This window comes from Pseudomonas sp. C6002, from assembly GCF_013385805.1.
GTDB lineage: Bacteria > Pseudomonadota > Gammaproteobacteria > Pseudomonadales > Pseudomonadaceae > Aquipseudomonas.
Window position 1 is genome coordinate 177,723 of the sequence record NZ_JACAPH010000030.1, and the last position, 19,747, is coordinate 197,469.

Here is a 19,747-nt window from a genome sequence, read left to right on the forward strand (position 1 = left end):
CCTCATTGGGATGTAAGCAAAGGCGGGCGGCGCAGCAAGCCGTGCACCGGACCGAAGACCACGGACAGCAGGTACCAGCCGCCAGCCACCAGCACAATTGCCGGGCCGCTGGGCAGCGAGTAGTAGAACGACAGCAACAAGCCAAGCCAGACCGACAGGCATCCCAGCACCGCTGATATGGCGATCAACACCGGCAGGCGCCGGCTCCAGAAACGTGAAGCAATCGCCGGCAACATCATCAGGCCGACCACCATCAACGCGCCGATGGCCTGGAAACCGATCACCAGGTTCAGCACCACCAGCGTCAGGAACAGGCCGTGGGCCAGCGGGCCGAGGCGGCTGACGGTTTGCAGGAACAGCGGGTCGAGGGTGTCCAGCAGCAGCGGTTTGTAGATCACCACCATGGCGATCAGGCTGAAGCCCGAGACCCACAGCATGCCGGTGAGGGTCGGGCCGTCTACCGCCAGGGCCGAGCCGAACAGCAGGTGCAGCAGGTCCAGGCGTTTGCCGGCGAGGCCGAGGATCAGCACGCCGCTGGCCAGGGAGATCGGGTAGATGGCGGCGAGGCTGGCGTCTTCCTTCAGCCCGGTGCGACGGGTGATCCAGGCGGCGAGGCCGGCCATGCTCAGGCCGGCGCCCAGGCCGCCGATGGTCAGCGCGGGCAAACTCAGGCCGGCAAACCAGAAGCCCAGGGCGGCGCCGGGCAGGATGCCGTGGGACACCGCGTCACCGATCAGGCTCATGCGGCGCAGGATCAGGAACACCCCAAGCGGCGCCGTGCTGCATGCCAATACCAGACCGCCGACGAGCGCGCGGCGCATGAAAACGAAATCGAGAAACGGCATCCACAGGTGGGCGGCGAAGTGCATCAGGCCACCTGCATTTGCGGCTGCGGGCGGATCAGTTCTTTGCTGGAGCCGAACACGCAGCCACTGCTTTTGATCTGCACCACTTGCTGGGTGTGTTGGCGTACGGAGCCGAGGTCATGGCACACCACGACCACCGTGCGACCTGCGTCGTGCCAGGCGTGGATGTGTTTCCAGCACAGCGCCTGGCCGTCTTCGTCGAGGGCGGCGTGGGGTTCGTCCAGCAGCAATATCGGCGACTCGGCCAGGCTCATGCGGGCGAGCAGGGCGCGTTGCAGTTCGCCGCCCGACAAGGCCATCAACGGCCGATGCTCCAGGCCGCTGAGGCACCAGTCTTCGAGCACGGCGCTCAGGCGTTCGGTACGTTGTTGCGGGGTTTGCCTGCTGCCCCAAAAACCGGCGGCCACCAACTCTTCGAGGCTGATAGGAAACTGGCGATCGAGGTTCTGTTGCTGGGGCAAAAACGACAGGCCGCCACGGCGTGGAACATCGATCGTCACTTTCCCCGCCAGTGGCTTCTGCAATCCGGCGATAACTTTCAACAGGCTGCTTTTGCCGGTGCCGTTGGCGCCGATGATGCCGGTAAGGCTGCCTTTTTCCAGGGTGAAATCCACGGCGGGGGTCAGTGGTTGGCCGGGGGCGCCCCAGCGCAAAGCGGTGCAGGTGATCATTTGGAAGGTCTCGTCCAGCGGCTTTCGGCCACGGCATCGTGCGCGTGAAGGCTTTCGGCGTGGATCACTTTCAAGTGGAAGGCATTGACCGCATCCGAGCGTTTCAAGGCGAGGTTCAGGCGGCGGGCGGCGTCTTCGCAGAACATCAGGTTCTGCCCGTTGGCCAGGGCGAAGGCTTGTTCGTCTGCACGCTTTACGGCGGTTTGCACGGCAGTGCCGAGGGCGGCTTCGGTTTCGTCGATCAACTGGGTCAGCGGCAGTGTTGGCTGATCGTCCTGAAGCCGGACCTGCAACAGCGCGCTGCTGCGCTGGCTGTGGGGCGTGGCGACGATGCCGTTTGCGCTGCCGAGCCAGGTCAGTACGTCTTCGTGCTGCAGCGGTGTGCCGGCAAAGTCCTCGATAAATTGCTGCTGAATCAATTGCCTGGCGAGGGCAGCGGAGCAAGGGCAGGTTGAAGAGTAAGTAACGTCAATTTTTAGTTCCACGTGGAACATCTGGTTTTCCAGGCGCGCCTCGATGCTCACCGGGTAGCTTTTCCAGCCGGCCAACGGGCTGACCAGCGCCGGACGTTTCAGCAGCAGACCTGCATGAATCCGCAGGTAGGCATTTGTGGATAAACCTTCATGACTGTCGAGAAAACGTTGCAATACACTGCGCAGCAGTGCTGGCGAAAGCGGCTGCTGTTCAAGCATTTCCAGCGCCAGGTAAAGCCGTGACATATGAATGCCACGGGCCTCGCCGTCGTCCAGGCTGACGCCGGCATCAGCCGTGGCGCTAAGGCTTTGGCCGTCGATCAGAATGGGCAGGGCAATGCCGCACATGCCCACCCAATCGAGCGGCAAGGCTTGGCGTGAAGCCTGCGCGGCGATATCGGGCAGAGTCAGCGCGTTCATGAGCAGGTCCATCGTTGGAAATAAAAAGACATGTTATATTATTACAATTGAAACGACGAAAGTTTTTCTGTTCTGTCTTTTATTCAGTCATGTCGAGTACGGAAGCTCCTTTATTTGCGGTGTAAGTCATGCACAGACGTCAACTCCTCAACCTGCTGCTGGCCAGTGCGGTGTTCACCTTGCCCTTGGGCGTGTCTGCCGCGCAGATCCGCAATGCACGGCTGTGGCGGTCGGACAACAAGCTGCGGCTGGTGCTGGACCTCAGCGGCCCGGTGCAATACAAGACCTTCACCCTGACCGCGCCGGAGCGGTTGATCATCGATTTGAGCGGCGCGAAGCTGACCGGTGATTTCAGCCAACTGGCCCTGACCAACAGCGGCATTACCTCGATTCGCTCGGGGCATTTCGGGCAGGGCGATACGCGGATCGTGCTGGATTTGAAGGCGCCGATGCAGCTCAACAGCTTTCTCCTGCCGCCGCAGGATGGCCAGGGCCACCGCCTCGTGCTGGACCTGACAAGCGCCACTCATGCGCCTATGCAAATCGCTGCGGCACCGGCCGCGTTGGCTGCACCCGTGCCGGCGCCGGTGGACAGGGCTCATCCGAAACGCGACATCATCGTGGTGGTCGACCCTGGGCACGGCGGCAAGGATCCCGGCGCGATTGGCTCAAAGGGCCAGCGCGAAAAAGACGTGGTGCTGTCCATCGCCCAGTTGCTGGCCAAGCGTCTGAAGCGCGAGAAGGGCTTCGATGTGAAGCTGGTGCGCAACGACGACTTCTTCGTGCCGCTGCGTAAACGTGTGGACATCGCCCGTCAGCACAAGGCCGACATGTTTATCTCGGTACACGCCGATGCCGCGCCACGGCTTACGGCGTCCGGCGCCTCTGTCTATGCGCTGTCTGAAGGCGGCGCCACCTCCGCCACCGCACGGTTCATGGCGCAGCGGGAAAACGGCGCCGACCTCTTGGGCGCCACCACCTTGCTCAATCTCAAGGACAAGGACCCGATGCTCGCCGGGGTGATTCTCGACATGTCGATGAACGCCACCATCGCCTCCAGCCTGCAACTGGGCAGCTCGGTACTGGGCAGCCTGCAAAGCATCACCACGCTGCATCAAAAACGCGTGGAACAGGCCGGCTTTGCGGTGCTCAAGTCGCCGGACGTGCCGTCGATCCTGGTGGAAACCGGGTTTATCTCCAACACCCAGGACGCCCAGCGACTGGTCACCGCGCGCCATCAACAGGCGGTGGCAGACGGTTTATTTGAAGGGTTGAAAAATTACTTCCAGAAGAACCCGCCGATGAACAGCTACATGGCCTGGGTTCAGGAACAGAAAACCGGCCAGGTCTAACAGCCGGTGATTCGACTACAGGTGAACTTGGCGCTGGCACCACCGGAACTGGAAAACCGGTTGAGGGTGGTCCAGCCCACTCGCCGCGTGTAGCCCACCCACGCCTCACCATCGGAAGCCAACCCGGTAAAGAACGTCAGTTGCCCGTAGCGGCTGCTGGTCTGTGCCCAATAGCGTTTTCCGATCACTTCAAAGCCCCGCAAATACGTAGTGCTGCCTGCCGTCGCGACGCTGTAGGCATTGCCCTGGGCGTCGACGCACGCCAGCAGGTTGGCGCTGCGGGTGCAGTTGGCCAGCAGGCTGGGCACCTGGGCGTTGGCCAGGCTCGCCAGCATCAGCAACACAGCACACAGCAGGTATTTCATAGAGGCTCTCGGGGCGTTATTCGGCTGCCAGCATTGCGCCCTTCGTCGTCACGAGCAAGGGGGATTGGCTTATTTGCATTGTTATACTATAACATTAAAAAACAGCCTGACCCGTGAACCACCTCCGATGACCGAACAAGACCTTCTCGCCCAACCCTGCGCCGACTACATGAATGAAGCCCAGCAAGGTTTCTTCCGCGAGCTGCTGCTGGCCCAGCGCAACGAGCTGCAAGCGCGTATCGACGCTGAATTCATGGTGCTGCGCGAACAGGAGCCCAACAGCGATCCCGCCGATGTCGGCAGCGCCGAAGAACAGCGCCAATGGCAACTGCGCCTGCTGGAACGCGAAAAAAAGCTGTTGGACAAGATCGACGAAGCCCTGGAACGCCTGGCCCGCGGTGAATACGGCTGGTGCCGTGAAACCTGCGAACCCATCGGCCTCAAGCGCCTGCTGCTGCGCCCCACGGCCACCCTGTGTATCGAAGCCAAAGAACGTGAAGAGCTGCGCGAACGCCATCAACGGGCGATTTGACCGGCCAACCCTGATGAGGAATACCTGATGCCCAATCGTCTCCCCGTTACTGTGCTGTCCGGATTCCTCGGCGCCGGCAAAAGCACGCTGCTCAACTACGTCCTGCGCAACCGCGAAAACCTGCGGGTGGCGGTGATCGTCAACGACATGAGCGAAATCAACATCGATGGCAGTGAGGTCCAGCGCGACGTCACCCTCAATCGCTCCGAAGAAAAACTGGTGGAGATGAGCAACGGCTGCATCTGCTGCACCTTGCGCGAAGACTTGCTGGAAGAAGTCGGAAAGCTCGCCAAGGAAGGTCGGTTCGATTACCTGTTGATCGAGTCCACTGGGATCTCCGAGCCGTTGCCGGTGGCCGAAACCTTCACGTTTCGCGACGAAGACGGCCAGAGCCTGGCGGACATTGCCCGGCTCGACACCATGGTCACCGTGGTCGACGGCATGAACTTCCTGCTCGACTACCAGGCTGCCGAAAGCCTGGCGTCCCGGGGCGAAACCCTCGGTGAAGAGGACGAGCGCTCGATCACCGACCTGCTGATCGAGCAGATCGAATTTGCGGATGTGATCCTCATCAGCAAGATCGACCTGATCAGCAGCAGTGAGCGCGAGGAGTTGATGGCGATCCTGGAGCGCTTGAACTCCCAGGCTGAAATCATCCCGATGGTCATGGGCGAAGTGCCGTTGGCGAAGATCCTCAACACCGGCCGTTTCGACTTCGAGCGTGCTTCCCAGGCACCGGGCTGGTTGCAGGAACTGCGTGGCGAACACCTGCCGGAAACCGAAGAGTACGGCATCGCCTCCACCGCCTATCGCGCCCGCCGCCCGTTCCACCCGCAGCGGTTTTTCGACTTTATCGACCGGCCTTGGGTGAATGGAAAACTGCTGCGCTCCAAGGGCTTTTTCTGGCTGGCCAGCAAACACCAGGACGCCGGTAGCTGGTCCCAGGCTGGCGGCCTGATGCGCCATGGGTTTGCCGGGCGCTGGTGGCGTTTCGTGCCGAAAACCCAGTGGCCCCAGGACGAGGAAGGCATCGCCGCAATCATGAAAAACTGGCAACTGAGCACCGGCGATTGCCGGCAGGAGCTGGTGTTTATCGGCCAGAACATCGACTTCGCCCAGATGACCGCCGAGCTGGACGCTTGTTTGCTGACCGACGATGAAATGGCCACGGGTGTCGAAGGCTGGCGCTTGTTGGCCGATCCCTTTGGCCCTTGGTTCGAAGAGGCTGCCTGATGCTGGCACCGACCCTGAAACTGCGCCCGGTGGTACGCCAGACCCACGGCGAAACCCCGGCCGTGCTCACCGATATCCTTGAGGACGGCGTGAACCTGGCGGTGTGGCAGCGTCAGTTGCCTCTGCACATCGCCGAGTTCGGCGCGTTACTGGTGGCACTCAATGAGCCATTGGCCGAGTCGTTGGTGGTTGAACTGAACAGCGAAGACGCCGAGCCAAACCTGCAGGACTTTGCATCGGGTTGCCGTGACCTTGAAGGCTACGAAGGCTTTATCGCCGATGTGTCGTGGCTGGTCAGCGCCTTTGCCTGTTTGCTCGGAGCCAAGCGTATCGGCGTGCGTTTGCGGCTATTGGACAAGGCCATGTGCCCGCGTTTTCATGTGGATCATGTGCCGGTGCGGCTGATCACGACCTACGCCGGCATCGGCAGCCAGTGGTTGCGCGAGGGGGTTATGGAGCGGCGACACCTGAGCCAGGCGAGTGCTGAGCCGGAAGAACGCATTGAGCAAATCCACTGCGGCGAAGTGGCGTTGCTCAAGGGCGAAAAATGGCACGGCAACGAAGGCTTTGGTCTGATCCACCGCTCGCCGCCGCTGCAAGCGGATCAACGACGGTTGATTCTGACGCTGGATTGGTTGGCGTAACCGGGTAGGATCGAACCTCTCTACACGGTCTGAATGATGTCCACCATGCTGCAGAACATTCCCACCCACGTGATTGCCGGGCCCCTGGGCGCCGGCAAGACCAGCCTGATCAAGCACCTGCTGGCCCAGCGCCCGGCCAACGAGCGATGGGCGGTGTTGATCAATGAATTCGGGCAGATTGGCCTGGATGCCGCTTTGCTCACCCGTGAGGACGACGGTATTGCCCTCGGTGAAGTGGCGGGTGGCTGCCTGTGTTGCGTCAACGGGGCGCCGTTCCAGGTAGGGCTGGGGCGTTTGTTGCGTAAGGCCAGGCCCGACCGGCTGTTTATCGAGCCGTCCGGGCTTGGGCACCCGGCTCAATTGCTCAAGCAGCTGCGGGAAGCACCCTGGCAGCAGGTACTGGCGGTGCAGCCGTGCGTACTCGTACTGGACGCCCAGGCGTTGGCGGCGGGTAAACCTTTACCCAATGCCCAACGGGAGGCATTAGCCAGCGCCGGGCTGTTGGTATTGAACAAGAATGAAGCCTTAAGTGATGCGCAGCGCCTGTTGATTCAAGGACAACTGCCCGGCCGGCCGATCTATTGGACGCAGCAGGCGCAACTGCCCTTGGCCCGGTTACCGGGTGTGAATGCTCAAGCGGCAGCGGCTGTGGATAACTTCGAGTTGCCCAAAGGCCTGGGGCAAATGCCGGCCATCTGGACGGATCCGGCATCGCCGATCTGCCTCAGCCAGGGCCAGGAGGATGGCTGGAGCATTGGCTGGCGCTGGCATCCGAGTCAGCGATTCGACGCGCGGCGCATTCAGCTATGGCTGGAATCGTTGGACTGGCGACGGGCAAAACTGGTTATCCACAGCCTGGATGGCTGGGTATCGGCCAACGCTGTGGATAACGCCGCGTTGGCCTGGCAGCCCAGCGAATGGCGGCGGGATTCGCGTATCGAATTGATCTTCAGCGAAGTGCAGGACGTTGCGCAGTTACAGGGTGGGTTAACCGCTTGCCGTCAGTGACGGGTCTTGCTGTTGCCATGCTCCTGGCGCCACTGGCTTAGCTCAATGATCTCGGCGCTGGGCAATGGCGTCTTGATCTCGAACGGGTAGGGCGCCAACTCGATTTGTGCACTGTGGGCGCCGAATTGGGTGATGGTCCCCGGGTGCCGCGTTTCGCCGGTCACGGTGAATTCGAAGTTGTAGATCCGTGCCAGGCGCCGCCGCCCGCTGGCATCTTTCACAAAACCGATGCGCTTCAACGCCACGGCGCCATCGAGCAGCTCGATGTCGAGCTTGGCGCAGTGCTGCTTGACCCGTTCCAGCGCCCGCTCGCGCAGGCCGTGGTTGTGCCACAGCCAGGCGGCACCGGTCGCCAGCAGCATCAGCACGAAGATATTTCCGAGGGTCAGCATTCGATGAACTCCAACAAAGTAGGGCCAGCTTAACTGCGTCTCCGGTCTGTCGTACAGGCCGCGTTTAGTCGCATACTGCGCAGCCAGAATATCAACGGCTTTACGGAAATCCCCTGCATGAAACGTACGCCCCATCTGCTTGCGATCCAGTCTCATGTGGTCTTCGGCCACGCCGGAAACAGCGCCGCCGTGTTCCCCATGCAACGGGTCGGGGTGAACGTGTGGCCGCTCAATACGGTGCAGTTCTCCAACCACACTCAGTATGGTCAGTGGGCGGGAGAAGTGTTGGCGCCGCAGCAAATTCCTGCGCTGGTGGAAGGCATCGCGGCGATTGGCGAGCTGGGCAACTGTGATGCAGTGCTGTCGGGCTACCTGGGCAGTGCGGCCCAGGGCCGGGCGATCCTCACCGGCGTGGCGCGGATCAAGGCGATCAACCCCAAGGCTCTTTACCTGTGTGACCCGGTGATGGGGCATCCGGAAAAAGGCTGCATCGTGCCCCAGGAGGTCAGCGACTTCCTGCTGGAGGAAGCGGCGGCGATGGCCGACTTTCTGTGCCCCAACCAGCTGGAGCTGGACAGCTTTGCCGGGCGCAAGCCGCAGTCGCTGTTCGATTGCCTGGGGATGGCCCGTGCGTTACTGGCCCGCGGGCCGAAAGCGGTGTTGGTCAAGCACCTGGATTATCCCGGCAAGCTGCCGGACGGCTTCGAAATGCTGTTGGTGACGGCTGAAGGCAGCTGGCACCTGCGTCGGCCACTGCTGGCATTCCCGCGTCAGCCGGTGGGCGTGGGCGACCTGACGTCGGGCCTGTTCCTGGCGCGGGTGTTGTTGGGGGATAGCCTGGTGGCGGCCTTTGAGTTCACTGCTGCAGCGGTGCATGAAGTACTGCTGGAAACCCAGGCGTGCGCCAGCTATGAGCTGGAACTGGTGCGCGCCCAGGACCGGATTGCCCATCCGCGAGTTCGCTTCGAGGCAACCCCAATCGGGCTGTAGGACTATTCCTGATTGAGCGAGGCAAAGGGCGTCCGTTACTATCGGCCGTCTTTTTGCCCTCTGCGTTCATCAAGGAAGATCATGTCGTTATCCCTGCTCCATTCGCCACGGGCATTTATCGCATTGGCCCTGGTTACGCTGCTCAGTGGTTGCAGCGTCCACGGTACCTATCCTGACGCAGCCGAGCCCGATGCGGCGAAGCTGCGGTTCATCTCCAACACCACCAACAGCACCCTTTTTGTCTATGACGCACAGCACTGCATGGGTGAGACCACAGGCATTCTCAACAACATGTTCCTGGTGGACACCAAGCGGCGGGTAGACATGCTTGTGCCGCCACCGCCCACGGCTCGTGGGCTGCTGGAGATCAAGCTGGCGCCCGGAAAGGACACTATGTTGATGATCAACACCAACGGCAGCTCCTATGTCTGTGGCAAAGCGTTCAATCTAACGCCCAAGGCGGGTGAAGAGTACGAAGTGACCTTCGAATTGCAGGGCCGCCAATGCAGCACGCTGCTCCAGCGTCTTACGCGATTGGACGGCAAGGACGTGCGGATCCCGCAGCCGCTGTTCGAGACCGGCATGCCGTCTTGCGAGGGCAAAGGTCCGATATTCGGCAAGTTGTTACCGGATACTCCGCAGCGAATGGTGTTGATTGATCGCATTCTTGACGAGCGTGCGCAGTCGATCACGGCCATCGTGTCAGAGAATAAAGTCGACCGAATGCAAACTTCGCCTCAAGAGCTTGATGAGTTGATCAGCAAGCGCAAGGCGTTGATGGGCTCGTATACCTTGCCGCCGGACTATTGGAACCAGTTTCGGCAGAACTACGAACTGTCGAATCAAGAGTCTGCCGGTCGTCTGGCCCGGGCTCTGGGATTTTACACTGAGGTGTACCGCCAGCGCCTGCGGGGAACTGAGGATGCCGTCCTGGAGCAATGGATGCAGCCTACGGACAGTGCGATCAAATCGCGCGTAGCGGAGAACGACAAGTTTATGGTGCAGTACTACGTGAATACCCGAAAGAGCGTGACGATGGAGGTGGTCAATCACCATATGGAGCGCATGGCCCAGTTGGACCAGCGCTTTGATGTGTGTGCGCACTTTGACAAGTGCTCGCGTTACTAAGCGGTCATCCAGAAACCTGGCGGGCTCTTACGGGCCGTCTGCCTTGATTTCCTGATAGCGCTTTTCCAGCTCCTGGCGAATCTGCCGGCGCTGTTGAGCCTGCACAAACCGTCGCTTGTCTTCGCTGTTCTGCGGTTGCAGCGGCGGCACGGCGGCCGGTTTGCGCTGGTCATCCACCGCGACCATCGTGAAGAAGCAGCTATTGGTGTGGCGTACCGAACGCTCACGGATGTTCTCGGTGACCACCTTGATCCCCACTTCCATCGACGTGTTGCCGGTGTAGTTGACCGAGGCCAGGAAGGTCACCAGCTCGCCGACATGGATCGGCTCGCGAAAAATCACCTGGTCCACCGACAACGTCACCACATAGCGCCCGGCATAACGGCTGGCGCAGGCGTAGGCCACTTCGTCGAGGTACTTGAGCAGCGTGCCGCCGTGCACATTGCCAGAGAAGTTGGCCATGTCAGGGGTCATCAATACTGTCATCGACAGCTGGGCGTTTCCGGGTTCCATAGCACACTCACGGGTTGTAGGCATTGGGTGGGGAGGCACCTCTGCGGGTGCTGGAATCTTTGCAGAGCCATTCATAACGGGACGCTGGGCCCCGGCTTGCCGTCACGCCCGGGGCGATCTGTTTCCATATATTGCACCGGCTTTCTGCCGCAAGTCGCGGTGTTACCCTTCAAAAGCCCGTCTCAAAGGCAATTCTTACGATCAAGGCAGACTTTTCTTTCCGTTCATTGCGACCTTTCGGGGTGCATGCGTGGAAATGGGAAAAGCGCCAGTACCCCTCAAGGAGCCTCTCGCCATGCACGCCATCAGCTTTATCCAGGACCTGGCCGTGATCATGCTGGTGGCCGGGGTGGTGACGATCCTGTTCCATCGGCTCAAGCAGCCGGTGGTGTTGGGGTATATCGTCGCCGGCTTCATCATCGGCCCGCACACCCCACCGTTTGGCCTGATCCACGACGAGGACACGATCAAGACCCTGGCCGAGCTTGGGGTGATCTTCCTGATGTTCTGCCTGGGCCTTGAGTTCAGCCTGCGCAAGCTGTTCAAGGTTGGCGCCACCGCCTTTATCGCGGCGTTCCTCGAAATCATCCTGATGATCTGGATCGGCTACGAAATCGGCCGCTGGTTCGACTGGAACACCATGGACTCGCTGTTCCTGGGCGCGATCCTGGCGATTTCCTCGACCACCATCATCGTCAAGGCGCTCAATGACCTGAAGATGAAAAACCAGCGCTTTGCCCAGCTGATTTTCGGGGTGCTGATCGTCGAAGACATCCTCGGCATCGGCATCATCGCCTTGCTGTCGAGCATTGCCGTCAGCGGCACGGTCAGCTCCGGCGAGGTGTTCTCCACCGTCGGCAAGCTCTCGCTGTTCATGATTGTCGCGCTGGTGATCGGGATTTTGCTGGTGCCACGCCTGCTGGAATACGTGGCCAAATTCGAAAGCAATGAGATGCTGCTGATCACCGTGCTGGGCCTGTGTTTCGGTTTCTGTCTGCTGGTGGTCAAGCTGGAATACAGCATGGTGCTGGGGGCATTCCTGATCGGCGCGATCATGGCTGAATCCCGGCAATTGCTGAAGATTGAGCGCCTGATCGAACCGGTTCGCGACATGTTCAGCGCGATCTTCTTTGTCGCCATTGGCTTGATGATCGACCCGCAGATCCTCCTGCAATACGCCTGGCCGATTGCGGTGATTACCGTGGCCGTGGTGCTGGGCAAGATGTTGTCCTGTGGGTTGGGGGCGTTCATTGCGGGTAACGATGGCCGCACTTCATTGCGAGTGGGGATGGGGCTGTCACAGATTGGCGAATTTTCATTCATCATCGCCGCGCTGGGGATGACGTTGCAGGTCACCAGCGACTTCCTGTATCCGGTGGCGGTGGCTGTTTCTGCGATTACCACACTGCTCACACCCTATCTGATCCGTGGCGCAGACCCGCTGTCGCTGAAGATTGCCGCAGTGATGCCCAAGCGCATGAGCCGGGTGTTCGGGATGTATGGCGAGTGGCTGCGCAGCATTCAGCCCCAGGGCGAGGGTGCGATGCTGGCGTCGATGATCCGCAAGATCATTCTGCAGGTGGGGGTGAACCTGGCGCTGGTGGTGGCGATCTTCTTTGCCGGCAGCTTTTTCGCGGCGCGTATTGGCAGCTACCTGGAAGGCTGGGTCAGCGATCCGAGCTGGCAGAAGGCATTGATCTGGGGTGGGGCGTTGCTGCTGTCGCTGCCGTTTTTGATTGCGGCGTACCGCAAGCTCAAGGCGCTGTCGATGCTGCTGGCGGAGATGAGCGTGAAGCCGGAAATGGCCGGGCGCCACACTCAGCGCGTGCGCCGGGTGATCGCCGAAGTGATCCCGATTCTTTCGCTGCTGGTGATTTTCCTGCTATTGGCAGCCTTGTCGGCCAGTATCCTGCCGACCAACAAGTTGCTGGTGCTGATCGCCGTGGTGACGGCCGCGGTGGCCGCCGTGCTCTGGCGCTGGTTCATCCGCGTGCATACGCGGATGCAGGTCGCCTTGCTGGAGACCCTGGATAACCATAAGGATACGCCGGAGCACTGAGTGGGTCGCAGAGGGCTGCTTCGCAGCCCAGCGCGAGCAAGCTCGCTCGCCACAACAAGCGTCCTCGGCACACAGGGGTCTCAGCTTTCCAGCCAGACGTCCCGTGCCCAGTGCCACACCGATTCCCAGGTTTCTTCGGTGACGAGTTCTTCTTCGCCGGACCACAGCACCACGGTGCCGTCTTCCTCGACGCAGTAGTAGTCGTCGCCGTCCTGGCAGATCGGGATCATGCTGCGGTCAACACCGGCATCCCAGGCGTTGGCGGCAACGTCCGGCAGGTAGGTGTGGGACTGTGGGTCGGTGACGGTCACCGGCTCCAGGCTGCCGTAGACCACATCGCTGACGGTCAGCAGAAATTCACGGAAGACGAACGGAATATCGATGAACAGTTGTTCCTCGATTTCCACCAGTTGATCTTCGTCAGGCAGCTCCAGAGGAACCGGCACCGGTTCGTTGGCTTCACGCAATTGTTCGATAACTTCTTCCACGGCCGGGATCCTCTTGCTAGATGGCGCGGTTTATAGGGGCGTTTTATACAGTAGCTCGCTATAAGTGCAACCGTGAAATAGAAAACCCCGGACAAGTCCGGGGTTTTTGTTACTGCGTACTCAAAGCGGGCAGGGATCAGCCGTTCTGGCGGATACCGGCGACCAGCCAAGGCTGGTTTTCGCCTTGTGGGCGCTCCATGTTCCAGCTTTCGCTGAACACTTCGCCCTGGTCGAAACGCGAGGTCTTCGACACACCGCTGAAGGTCAGGGTGGCGATGGTCTTGTCGGCGCGGTCATCCACACCTTCAAGCTGCACTTTCAGGTCGTCGATGTAGGTCGACTGGAAGCCGTCGCCCAGGTCGGCACGTTCGCGCTTGAGGAACTCCAGCAGTTGCGGGGTCACGAACTCGGCGATCTTGTCCATTTCGTTGGCGTCCCAGTGTTGCTGCAGGGACTGGAAGTGGCTGCGGGCCGCTTCGACGAAGCGCTCTTCGTTGAACCAGGCGGGTGCGTTGATCACCGGACGAGCGGCAGCAGGAGCAGCCGAACCGCCGAAGATCGAACCCATGGCAGCAGGCTTTTGCTCGAACACTTCACGCTGCATCGGCGCGCCGGCTGGAGCCATGTGCTCCTGTTGCTTGCGGCGACGGGCGGCGATAAAGCGGAAGATCAGGAAGGCGATGACCGCCATGATCAGGATGTCGAAGATCTGCATGCCCTGGAAGCCGCCGCCCATGAACATGGAGGCGAGCAGGCCGCCGGCCGCGATACCGGCCAGAGGGCCCAACCAGCGCGAAGCACCGCCAGCCTTGGCAGCAGCGCCTGCGGCACCGGCAGCGCCAGCGGTCGCAGCTGCGCCGCCCATGCCGCCGCCGGATGGGGCCATTTGGCTGGTCTGGTGGCTCGGCGCCGAGCCCATGGATTTGCCGCCACCGAAGCGCTTGGCGTTGGCGTCAAGGCTCATCGTCAGGCCGATGCACAACGCCATGGCGATGCTAAGAAAACGTTTCATAAAGGGAATTCCCATTTGTGGATTGCACGCGCGCCATGTTGCACAGGTGTGATGTCAGTGGCTAGCGGCATAGTGTTTCGGGCTTTTGCGTAGGGCCAATACCGAATCGTCTGTAGGACTTATTACAGATATTGGCCCCACCGCTGCCAAATACAAGGGTGGGGCAACATCCTTCATGTTCTACAGTTGTTTCAGATTGCTTCGAGCTTGGCGTAGCCCATCATCAGCCACTTGCTGCCTTCGGCGAAGTTCACCTGCACCCTGGCCTGGGCACCGGCGCCTTCGAAGTTGAGGATCACGCCTTCGCCGAAGATCGCGTGCTTGACCTGTTGGCCAAGGCTGAACGGCGTCTCGGGGATTTCCGAACCAGCGAACATGCTGCTGGAGTTCTGCTGCTGGCCGCCGCCGAACGGTCGGCTGACGCTGTTGGACAAGCGCACTTCCTGAATCAGCCCTTTCGGCACCTCGCGTACGAAGCGCGACACCTTGTTGTAGGTCTCGCTGCCGTACAGGCGCCGGGTTTCGGCGTAGGTCATCACCAGGTTCTGCATCGCCCGGGTGATGCCCACGTAGGCCAGGCGGCGTTCCTCCTCAAGGCGGCCGGGTTCTTCCAGGCTCATCTTGTGGGGGAACAGGCCTTCTTCCATGCCCACCAGGAACACGTAGGGGAACTCCAGGCCCTTGGCACTGTGCAAGGTCATCAGCTGAATGCTGTCTTCATGCTCATCAGCCTGGGTGTCGCCGGCTTCCAGGGAAGCGTGGCCGAGGAATGCCGCCAATGGCGTCAGGTCTTCGTCTTCTTCGGTGTTTTCGAACGCGCGGGCGGCGCTGACCAGTTCCTCAAGGTTTTCTACCCGGGCCTGGCCTTTCTCGCCTTTTTCCGCTTCGTGGTAGGCGATCAGGCCGGACTGCTCGATCACGGTCTGGGTCATCAGGTGCAGCGGCATTTCCATGCACTTGGCGGCCAGGTTCTCGATCAGCTCGACAAACACGCTCAAGGCACCGGCCGCACGGCCGGTCAGGCCCTTGTTGGCGATCAGCAGGCGCATCGCTTCCCACATCGACACATCGCTGTGGCGTGCGTGGTCGCGAATCGCCTCGACGGTCTTCTCGCCGATGCCACGGGCCGGAATGTTGATCACCCGTTCCAGCGCCGCATCGTTGCCGCGACCTTCCAGCAAGCGCAGGTAGGCCATGGCGTTCTTGATTTCGGCACGTTCGAAGAAGCGCTGGCCACCATAGATGCGATACGGAATGCGCTCGCGCAGCAGGGCCTCTTCCAATACCCGTGATTGGGCGTTGGAGCGGTAGAGAATCGCGATATCGCTGCGGGCCAGGCCGGTTTTCAGGGCGCTTTCGATGGTTTCCACCACGTAGCGCGCTTCATCGTGTTCGTTGAAGGCGGCGTACAGGTTGATCGCTTCGCCTTCGCCGCCGTCGGTCCACAGCTCTTTGCCCAGGCGCCCGGTGTTGTTGGCGATCAAGGCGTTGGCGGCCTTGAGGATCCCGGCGGTGGAGCGGTAGTTCTGTTCCAGGCGGATGGTTTCGGCGTCCGGGAAGTCGTCGCTGTACTGGTAGATGTTCTCGATTTTCGCGCCGCGCCAGCCGTAGATCGACTGGTCGTCGTCGCCCACCACCATCAGGCTGTCGCCGCCCTTGGCCAGCAGGCGCAACCAGGCGTACTGCACGGCGTTGGTATCCTGGAACTCGTCCACCAGGATGTGGCGGAAGCGTTTCTGGTAGTGCGCCAGCAAGCCCGGGTTGTCGCGCCACAAGTCGAGGGCGCGCAGCAGCAGTTCGGAGAAGTCGATGACGCCGGCGCGCTGGCAGGCCACTTCATAGGCTTCATAAATGCTGCGCATGGTGGCCAGGAACAGGTCGCCGCTGGCCTGGATATGTTGCGGGCGCAGGCCTTCATCTTTCTGGCCATTGATAAACCACTGGGCCTGACGGACCGGCCAGCGTTGTTCATCCAGGCCCAGCTCGCGGATCACCCGCTTGACCAGGCGTTGCTGGTCGTCGCTGTCGAGAATCTGGAAGGTCTGGCTCAGGCCGGCTTCCTGCCAATGCGCCCGCAACAGGCGGTGCGCCAGGCCGTGGAAGGTGCCCACCCACATGCCGGCCGGGCTGATGCCCATCAACTGCTCGATGCGATGACGCATCTCGGCAGCGGCCTTGTTGGTGAAGGTCACCGACAGGATGGAATGCGGTGAGGCGTTCTCGACCTGGATCAACCAGGCGATACGGTGCACCAGCACTCGGGTTTTACCGGAGCCAGCACCGGCCAGGACCAACTGACGGCCAACGGGGGCCGCTACGGCCTGGCGTTGGGCATCGTTGAGGGAGTTCAGCAAAAGAGAGAGATCATCGCGCATCGGCGCATTCTAGGGTGCCCGGGGGAGTCGGGCAAATCCCAATGCCGGGTGGTCACGGGAAAACTTCTGCGTCGACACAGGATAAGGCAACAATCTATTCACGGTGATGACCGGTCGGTCATCGCCCACAGCCCGCGCCCTGTCTCACTCAAGCTGTCTGGCTCCAAGGTTTGCGCCTGATTGTCGCGCTGTTTTTATGACTTGGGGCAGTTTGGCCCGAGCGTTTGCTTGTGTATGCTCCGTCGACGTTTCGGGCTCACCATTATAAGAACACTGCCTATGACCCTTAGCATTGACCTGGCGGGACCCTCCGTGGCGCCGGCGCAGGTTATCCGCAAGCACTACGCCATGGAGATGGCGGTGGAGCGCACGCGCCTGCTTTACCAAGGCTCCCTGCTGCCTACTTTATTAATGCTGGTGAATGGACTGGTCTGCGCCTGGTTGCTCTGGAGCCCGCAGCGCTATCTGCTGGACAGCATTTGGCTGGTATGGCTGCTGGCGCTGGTGGCCTTGCGGGTAATTCAGGTGGCGGCGTTCGATTCCGCCATGCCCAGCCGCCAGGCGCAGCCGATCTGGCGACGCATGTTCATGCTGGGCTCGGCCGTCAGCGGCTTGACGCTGGCCAGTGCTGCCATCGCCCTGGTACCGGTGGACAGCTTTGCGCAACAGGCCTGGGTGTTCGGCCTGCTCGGCGCGGCGACCTTGTCCGCCAGTGTGGCCTATGCCGTCAGTCTGCCGGCTTTCCTGTCGTTTGCCGTGCCCTGCCTGGTGCCGGCCATCCTCTATTTATTCTGGAGCGGCGACCCGCAACAGCAAGGCTGGGGTTGCCTGGGCCTGATTCTGCTGGCATCCCTGAGCCTGGTGGCATGGCAGGTCAATCGCCTGATCCAGCGCGGGCTGCTCAGGCGCTTCCAGAACCAGGCGTTGATCGAGCATCTGCAGCAAGCGCAGCAACGCAGCGAGCAACTGAACCAGGAACTGGTGCGTGAGGTGGAGCAGCGGCGCCAGGTCGAACAAGAGTTGCGCGAAGCACAGATCGGCCTGCAGCAACGCGTCGATCAGCGCAGTCAGGAACTGGACGCGGCGAGCCTGGCCCTGAGCAAAAGCGAGGCGCGTCTGGCCATGGCGTTGCAGGCCAGCGAACTGGGGCTGTGGGACTGGAACCTGCAAACCGATGAGGTCCACCATACCCAGCTCAAGGAGTTGTTCGGCCTGGAGCCGGAATACGTCACGGCGATGCTCAGCCACCTCAAGCCACGCCTGCACCCGGACGACTTGCCGCTGCTCAAGCGCGCGCTGGTGGAGCACCTTAAAGGCCGCAGCGAGGACTACCTGGTGGAATACCGGGTGCGCCATGGCGATGGCCATTGGGTATGGATCCAGGACCGTGGCCGCGCCGTGGAGCGCTCGCCCAGTGGACGCGTCACGCGGATGCTCGGCACCCGCCGCGACATCAGCGCCGGCAAGGTCCTGGAAGAACAGCAGCGCCTGGCATCGACGGTGTTCGAGGCGGCCAGCGAAGGCATTGTGATCCTCGACCCGGACTACGTGCTGATAGCCGTCAACCAGGCATTCAGCCGCGTCACCGGCTTCGACATTGACGACATGATCGGGCGCAATGTCGTGGAACTGCCCAGCAGCCGCGACGCACGGCGCCACTTCCCGGTGATCCGCCAGGCGTTGCTCAGCCACGGCACCTGGCAGGGCGAGCTCGTGGAAACCCGCAAGAACGGCGAACTCTACCCGCAATGGCTACAACTGAATGTAGTGAGGGATATTCGAGGAAACGTCAGCCATATCGTGGGCTTCTTCGCCGATCTGTCTGCGCGCCGCGAATCCGAGGAGCGCATGCGCTACCTCACGCATTACGACGAATTGACCGGGCTGGCCAACCGCTCGCTGTTCCGCGAGCGGTTGCGCGAAGCCCATCAGCGGGTGCGCCAGGGTGGCCGCAGCCTGGCTTTACTGCATATCAACCTGGACCGTTTCAAGCTGCTCAACGACAGCCTCGGGCATGAAGTGGCCGACCAGTTGTTGCAGAAAATGGCCCGCCGCTTGATCAACGCCTTGCCTGAGGCCGACACCATAGCGCGGCTCTCTGGCGATGAATTCGCCGTGCTGTTCGACGCCTACGGCAACCTGTCGAGCCTGGCGCGGGTGGCCACGCGGTTGCTGGCCAAGTTGCGGGTGCCGGTGACGGTGGAAGGGCACGAGTTGGTGGTCAGTGCCTCAATGGGCGTCAGCCTGTTGCCCGACAATGCGCGGGAAATATCCGCGCTGGTCAGCCAGTCGAACATGGCCATGCAGCACGCCAAGCACCTGGGCGGTAATAACTTCCAGTTCTACACCGACAGCCTGCAGGCCAGCACCCTGGAACGTTTGCAGCTGGAAAACCAGCTGCGCAAGGCGATTGATGAGCGCCAGCTTACGGTGTTCTACCAACCCAAACTGTGCCTGGCCAGTGGCAAGCTGAATGCGGCCGAAGCATTGATTCGTTGGGAACATCCGCAGTGGGGCATGGTGCCGCCCGGCGACTTTATCGGGCTGGCCGAAGAAACCGGCCTGATCGTGCCGCTGGGGGAGTTCGTGTTGCGCCAGGCGTGCTGGCAGGCTTGTGAATGGCAACGCCAGGGGCTGGCGCCGATTCGGGTGTCGGTCAACCTGTCGGTGCACCAACTGCGCCAGGGCAAGCTGATCAGCCTGGTGCGCCAGGTGCTGGAAGAAACCGGGCTTGATCCGCAATACCTGGAGCTGGAACTGACCGAAAGCCAGCTGCTCGACAGCGTCGAGCACATCATCTCGACCTTCCAGCAACTGCGCGACCTGGGGGTGAAGCTGGCGATTGATGATTTCGGCACCGGTTACTCATCCCTCAGTTACCTCAAGCGCATCCCCGTGGACTACGTGAAGATCGACCAGACGTTCATTCGCGGCCTGGGCCAGGGACGCGAAGATGCCTCGATCACCCGCGCCATCATTGCCATGGCCCACGGGCTGTCGCTCAAGGTGGTGGCCGAGGGTGTGGAAGATCAGCAGCAGCTGGACTTTTTGCGGGATGAGCAGTGCGACGAGGTGCAGGGCTATTTGATCAGTCGGCCGGTGGAAGCGGATGGCTTGGCGGATTTGTTACGAAAAAATGCCGATTTTCCATAGTTGAGCCCAAGCCGCACGCGGGGCTACATCGAGCCTGCCCGCTGAATCAGCGGGCAGCAGCGTGATTAAGTGA

18 protein-coding genes are annotated in these 19,747 nt (G+C 61.3%); 9 read left to right on the plus strand and 9 right to left on the minus strand.

The genetic code is table 11. The annotated features are described in order from the left end of the window. Positions 1–2: 2 nt before the first annotated feature. From HX817_RS20525 to folE2, 3 genes are read right to left on the minus strand one after another with little or no spacing between them, the layout of a single operon-like run. The gene (locus HX817_RS20525; RefSeq protein WP_003213483.1) at positions 3–869 is read right to left on the minus strand and encodes a metal ABC transporter permease; all 867 of its coding nucleotides are present in this window, start codon (positions 867–869) and stop codon (positions 3–5) included. Next, on the minus strand, positions 869–1,537 hold the full coding sequence (locus tag HX817_RS20530; RefSeq protein WP_008439505.1) for a metal ABC transporter ATP-binding protein: 669 nt from the start codon (positions 1,535–1,537) through the stop codon (positions 869–871). The genes HX817_RS20525 and HX817_RS20530 overlap by 1 nt, the downstream gene beginning before the upstream one ends. Continuing rightward, on the minus strand, positions 1,534–2,430 hold the full coding sequence (folE2, locus tag HX817_RS20535; RefSeq protein ID WP_177040989.1) for a GTP cyclohydrolase FolE2: 897 nt from the start codon (positions 2,428–2,430) through the stop codon (positions 1,534–1,536). The genes HX817_RS20530 and folE2 overlap by 4 nt, the downstream gene beginning before the upstream one ends. 128 nt (positions 2,431–2,558) lie before the next feature. On the opposite strand from folE2, the gene HX817_RS20540 reads away from it, so the two are divergent. Continuing rightward, on the plus strand, positions 2,559–3,782 hold the full coding sequence (locus tag HX817_RS20540; protein ID WP_003213478.1) for an N-acetylmuramoyl-L-alanine amidase: 1,224 nt from the start codon (positions 2,559–2,561) through the stop codon (positions 3,780–3,782). On the opposite strand, the gene HX817_RS20545 is transcribed toward HX817_RS20540, so the two are convergent. Further along, on the minus strand, positions 3,779–4,147 hold the full coding sequence (locus HX817_RS20545) for a hypothetical protein (protein ID WP_003213476.1): 369 nt from the start codon (positions 4,145–4,147) through the stop codon (positions 3,779–3,781). The genes HX817_RS20540 and HX817_RS20545 overlap by 4 nt on opposite strands. A 127-nt stretch (positions 4,148–4,274) precedes the next feature. On the opposite strand from HX817_RS20545, the gene dksA reads away from it, so the two are divergent. The 4 genes from dksA to HX817_RS20565 are packed head-to-tail and all read left to right on the plus strand — an operon-like array spanning position 4,275 to position 7,564. Beyond that, entirely contained in the window at positions 4,275–4,679 is a 405-nt protein-coding gene (dksA, locus tag HX817_RS20550) for an RNA polymerase-binding protein DksA (RefSeq protein WP_003213474.1), read from the plus strand. 27 nt (positions 4,680–4,706) lie between these two features. Continuing rightward, the gene (zigA, locus tag HX817_RS20555; RefSeq protein ID WP_177020318.1) at positions 4,707–5,912 is read left to right on the plus strand and encodes a zinc metallochaperone GTPase ZigA; all 1,206 of its coding nucleotides are present in this window, start codon (positions 4,707–4,709) and stop codon (positions 5,910–5,912) included. Beyond that, positions 5,912–6,556: a DUF1826 domain-containing protein gene (locus HX817_RS20560; protein ID WP_177040991.1), complete on the plus strand. Its 645-nt coding sequence runs from the start codon at positions 5,912–5,914 to the stop codon at positions 6,554–6,556. The genes zigA and HX817_RS20560 overlap by 1 nt, the downstream gene beginning before the upstream one ends. A gap of 45 nt (positions 6,557–6,601) precedes the next feature. Continuing rightward, on the plus strand, positions 6,602–7,564 hold the full coding sequence (locus HX817_RS20565) for a GTP-binding protein (protein WP_177040993.1): 963 nt from the start codon (positions 6,602–6,604) through the stop codon (positions 7,562–7,564). On the opposite strand, the gene HX817_RS20570 is transcribed toward HX817_RS20565, so the two are convergent. After that, a complete protein-coding gene (locus tag HX817_RS20570; RefSeq protein ID WP_003213466.1) occupies positions 7,558–7,956 on the minus strand; it encodes a DUF3301 domain-containing protein in 399 nt (132 codons plus the stop codon). The two genes, HX817_RS20565 and HX817_RS20570, sit on opposite strands and share 7 nt — an antisense overlap. A 117-nt stretch (positions 7,957–8,073) precedes the next feature. On the opposite strand from HX817_RS20570, the gene pdxY reads away from it, so the two are divergent. Further along, positions 8,074–8,946 (plus strand): pyridoxal kinase PdxY, encoded by an 873-nt coding sequence (gene pdxY, locus HX817_RS20575; RefSeq protein ID WP_003213465.1) that lies wholly within the window; start codon positions 8,074–8,076, stop codon positions 8,944–8,946. 81 nt (positions 8,947–9,027) lie between these two features. After that, positions 9,028–10,074 carry a hypothetical protein gene (locus tag HX817_RS20580; protein ID WP_177040995.1) on the plus strand — a complete coding sequence of 349 codons (1,047 nt, stop codon included), beginning with the start codon at positions 9,028–9,030 and terminating at the stop codon, positions 10,072–10,074. A 27-nt stretch (positions 10,075–10,101) separates the two neighbouring features. On the opposite strand, the gene HX817_RS20585 is transcribed toward HX817_RS20580, so the two are convergent. Further along, complete coding sequence (locus tag HX817_RS20585) at positions 10,102–10,587, minus strand: acyl-CoA thioesterase (protein ID WP_003213461.1); 486 nt, start codon at positions 10,585–10,587, stop codon at positions 10,102–10,104. 295 nt (positions 10,588–10,882) lie between these two features. On the opposite strand from HX817_RS20585, the gene HX817_RS20590 reads away from it, so the two are divergent. After that, entirely contained in the window at positions 10,883–12,646 is a 1,764-nt protein-coding gene (locus HX817_RS20590) for a cation:proton antiporter (protein WP_003213459.1), read from the plus strand. Positions 12,647–12,726: 80 nt separating this feature from the next. Here the strand turns inward: HX817_RS20590 and HX817_RS20595 are convergent, their stop codons facing one another. From HX817_RS20595 to uvrD, 3 genes are all read right to left on the minus strand, one after another. Further along, on the minus strand, positions 12,727–13,134 hold the full coding sequence (locus tag HX817_RS20595; RefSeq protein WP_003213456.1) for an SMI1/KNR4 family protein: 408 nt from the start codon (positions 13,132–13,134) through the stop codon (positions 12,727–12,729). 136 nt (positions 13,135–13,270) lie between these two features. Then, on the minus strand, positions 13,271–14,146 hold the full coding sequence (locus HX817_RS20600) for a Tim44 domain-containing protein (RefSeq protein ID WP_003213454.1): 876 nt from the start codon (positions 14,144–14,146) through the stop codon (positions 13,271–13,273). 191 nt (positions 14,147–14,337) lie between these two features. Continuing rightward, positions 14,338–16,521, minus strand: a complete 2,184-nt coding sequence (gene uvrD, locus HX817_RS20605; RefSeq protein ID WP_003213452.1) for a DNA helicase II — start codon at positions 16,519–16,521, stop codon at positions 14,338–14,340. A 279-nt stretch (positions 16,522–16,800) separates the two neighbouring features. On the opposite strand from uvrD, the gene HX817_RS20610 reads away from it, so the two are divergent. Beyond that, positions 16,801–19,674 (plus strand): GGDEF domain-containing phosphodiesterase, encoded by a 2,874-nt coding sequence (locus HX817_RS20610; protein WP_008439498.1) that lies wholly within the window; start codon positions 16,801–16,803, stop codon positions 19,672–19,674. The last annotated feature ends 73 nt before the right edge of the window (positions 19,675–19,747 follow it).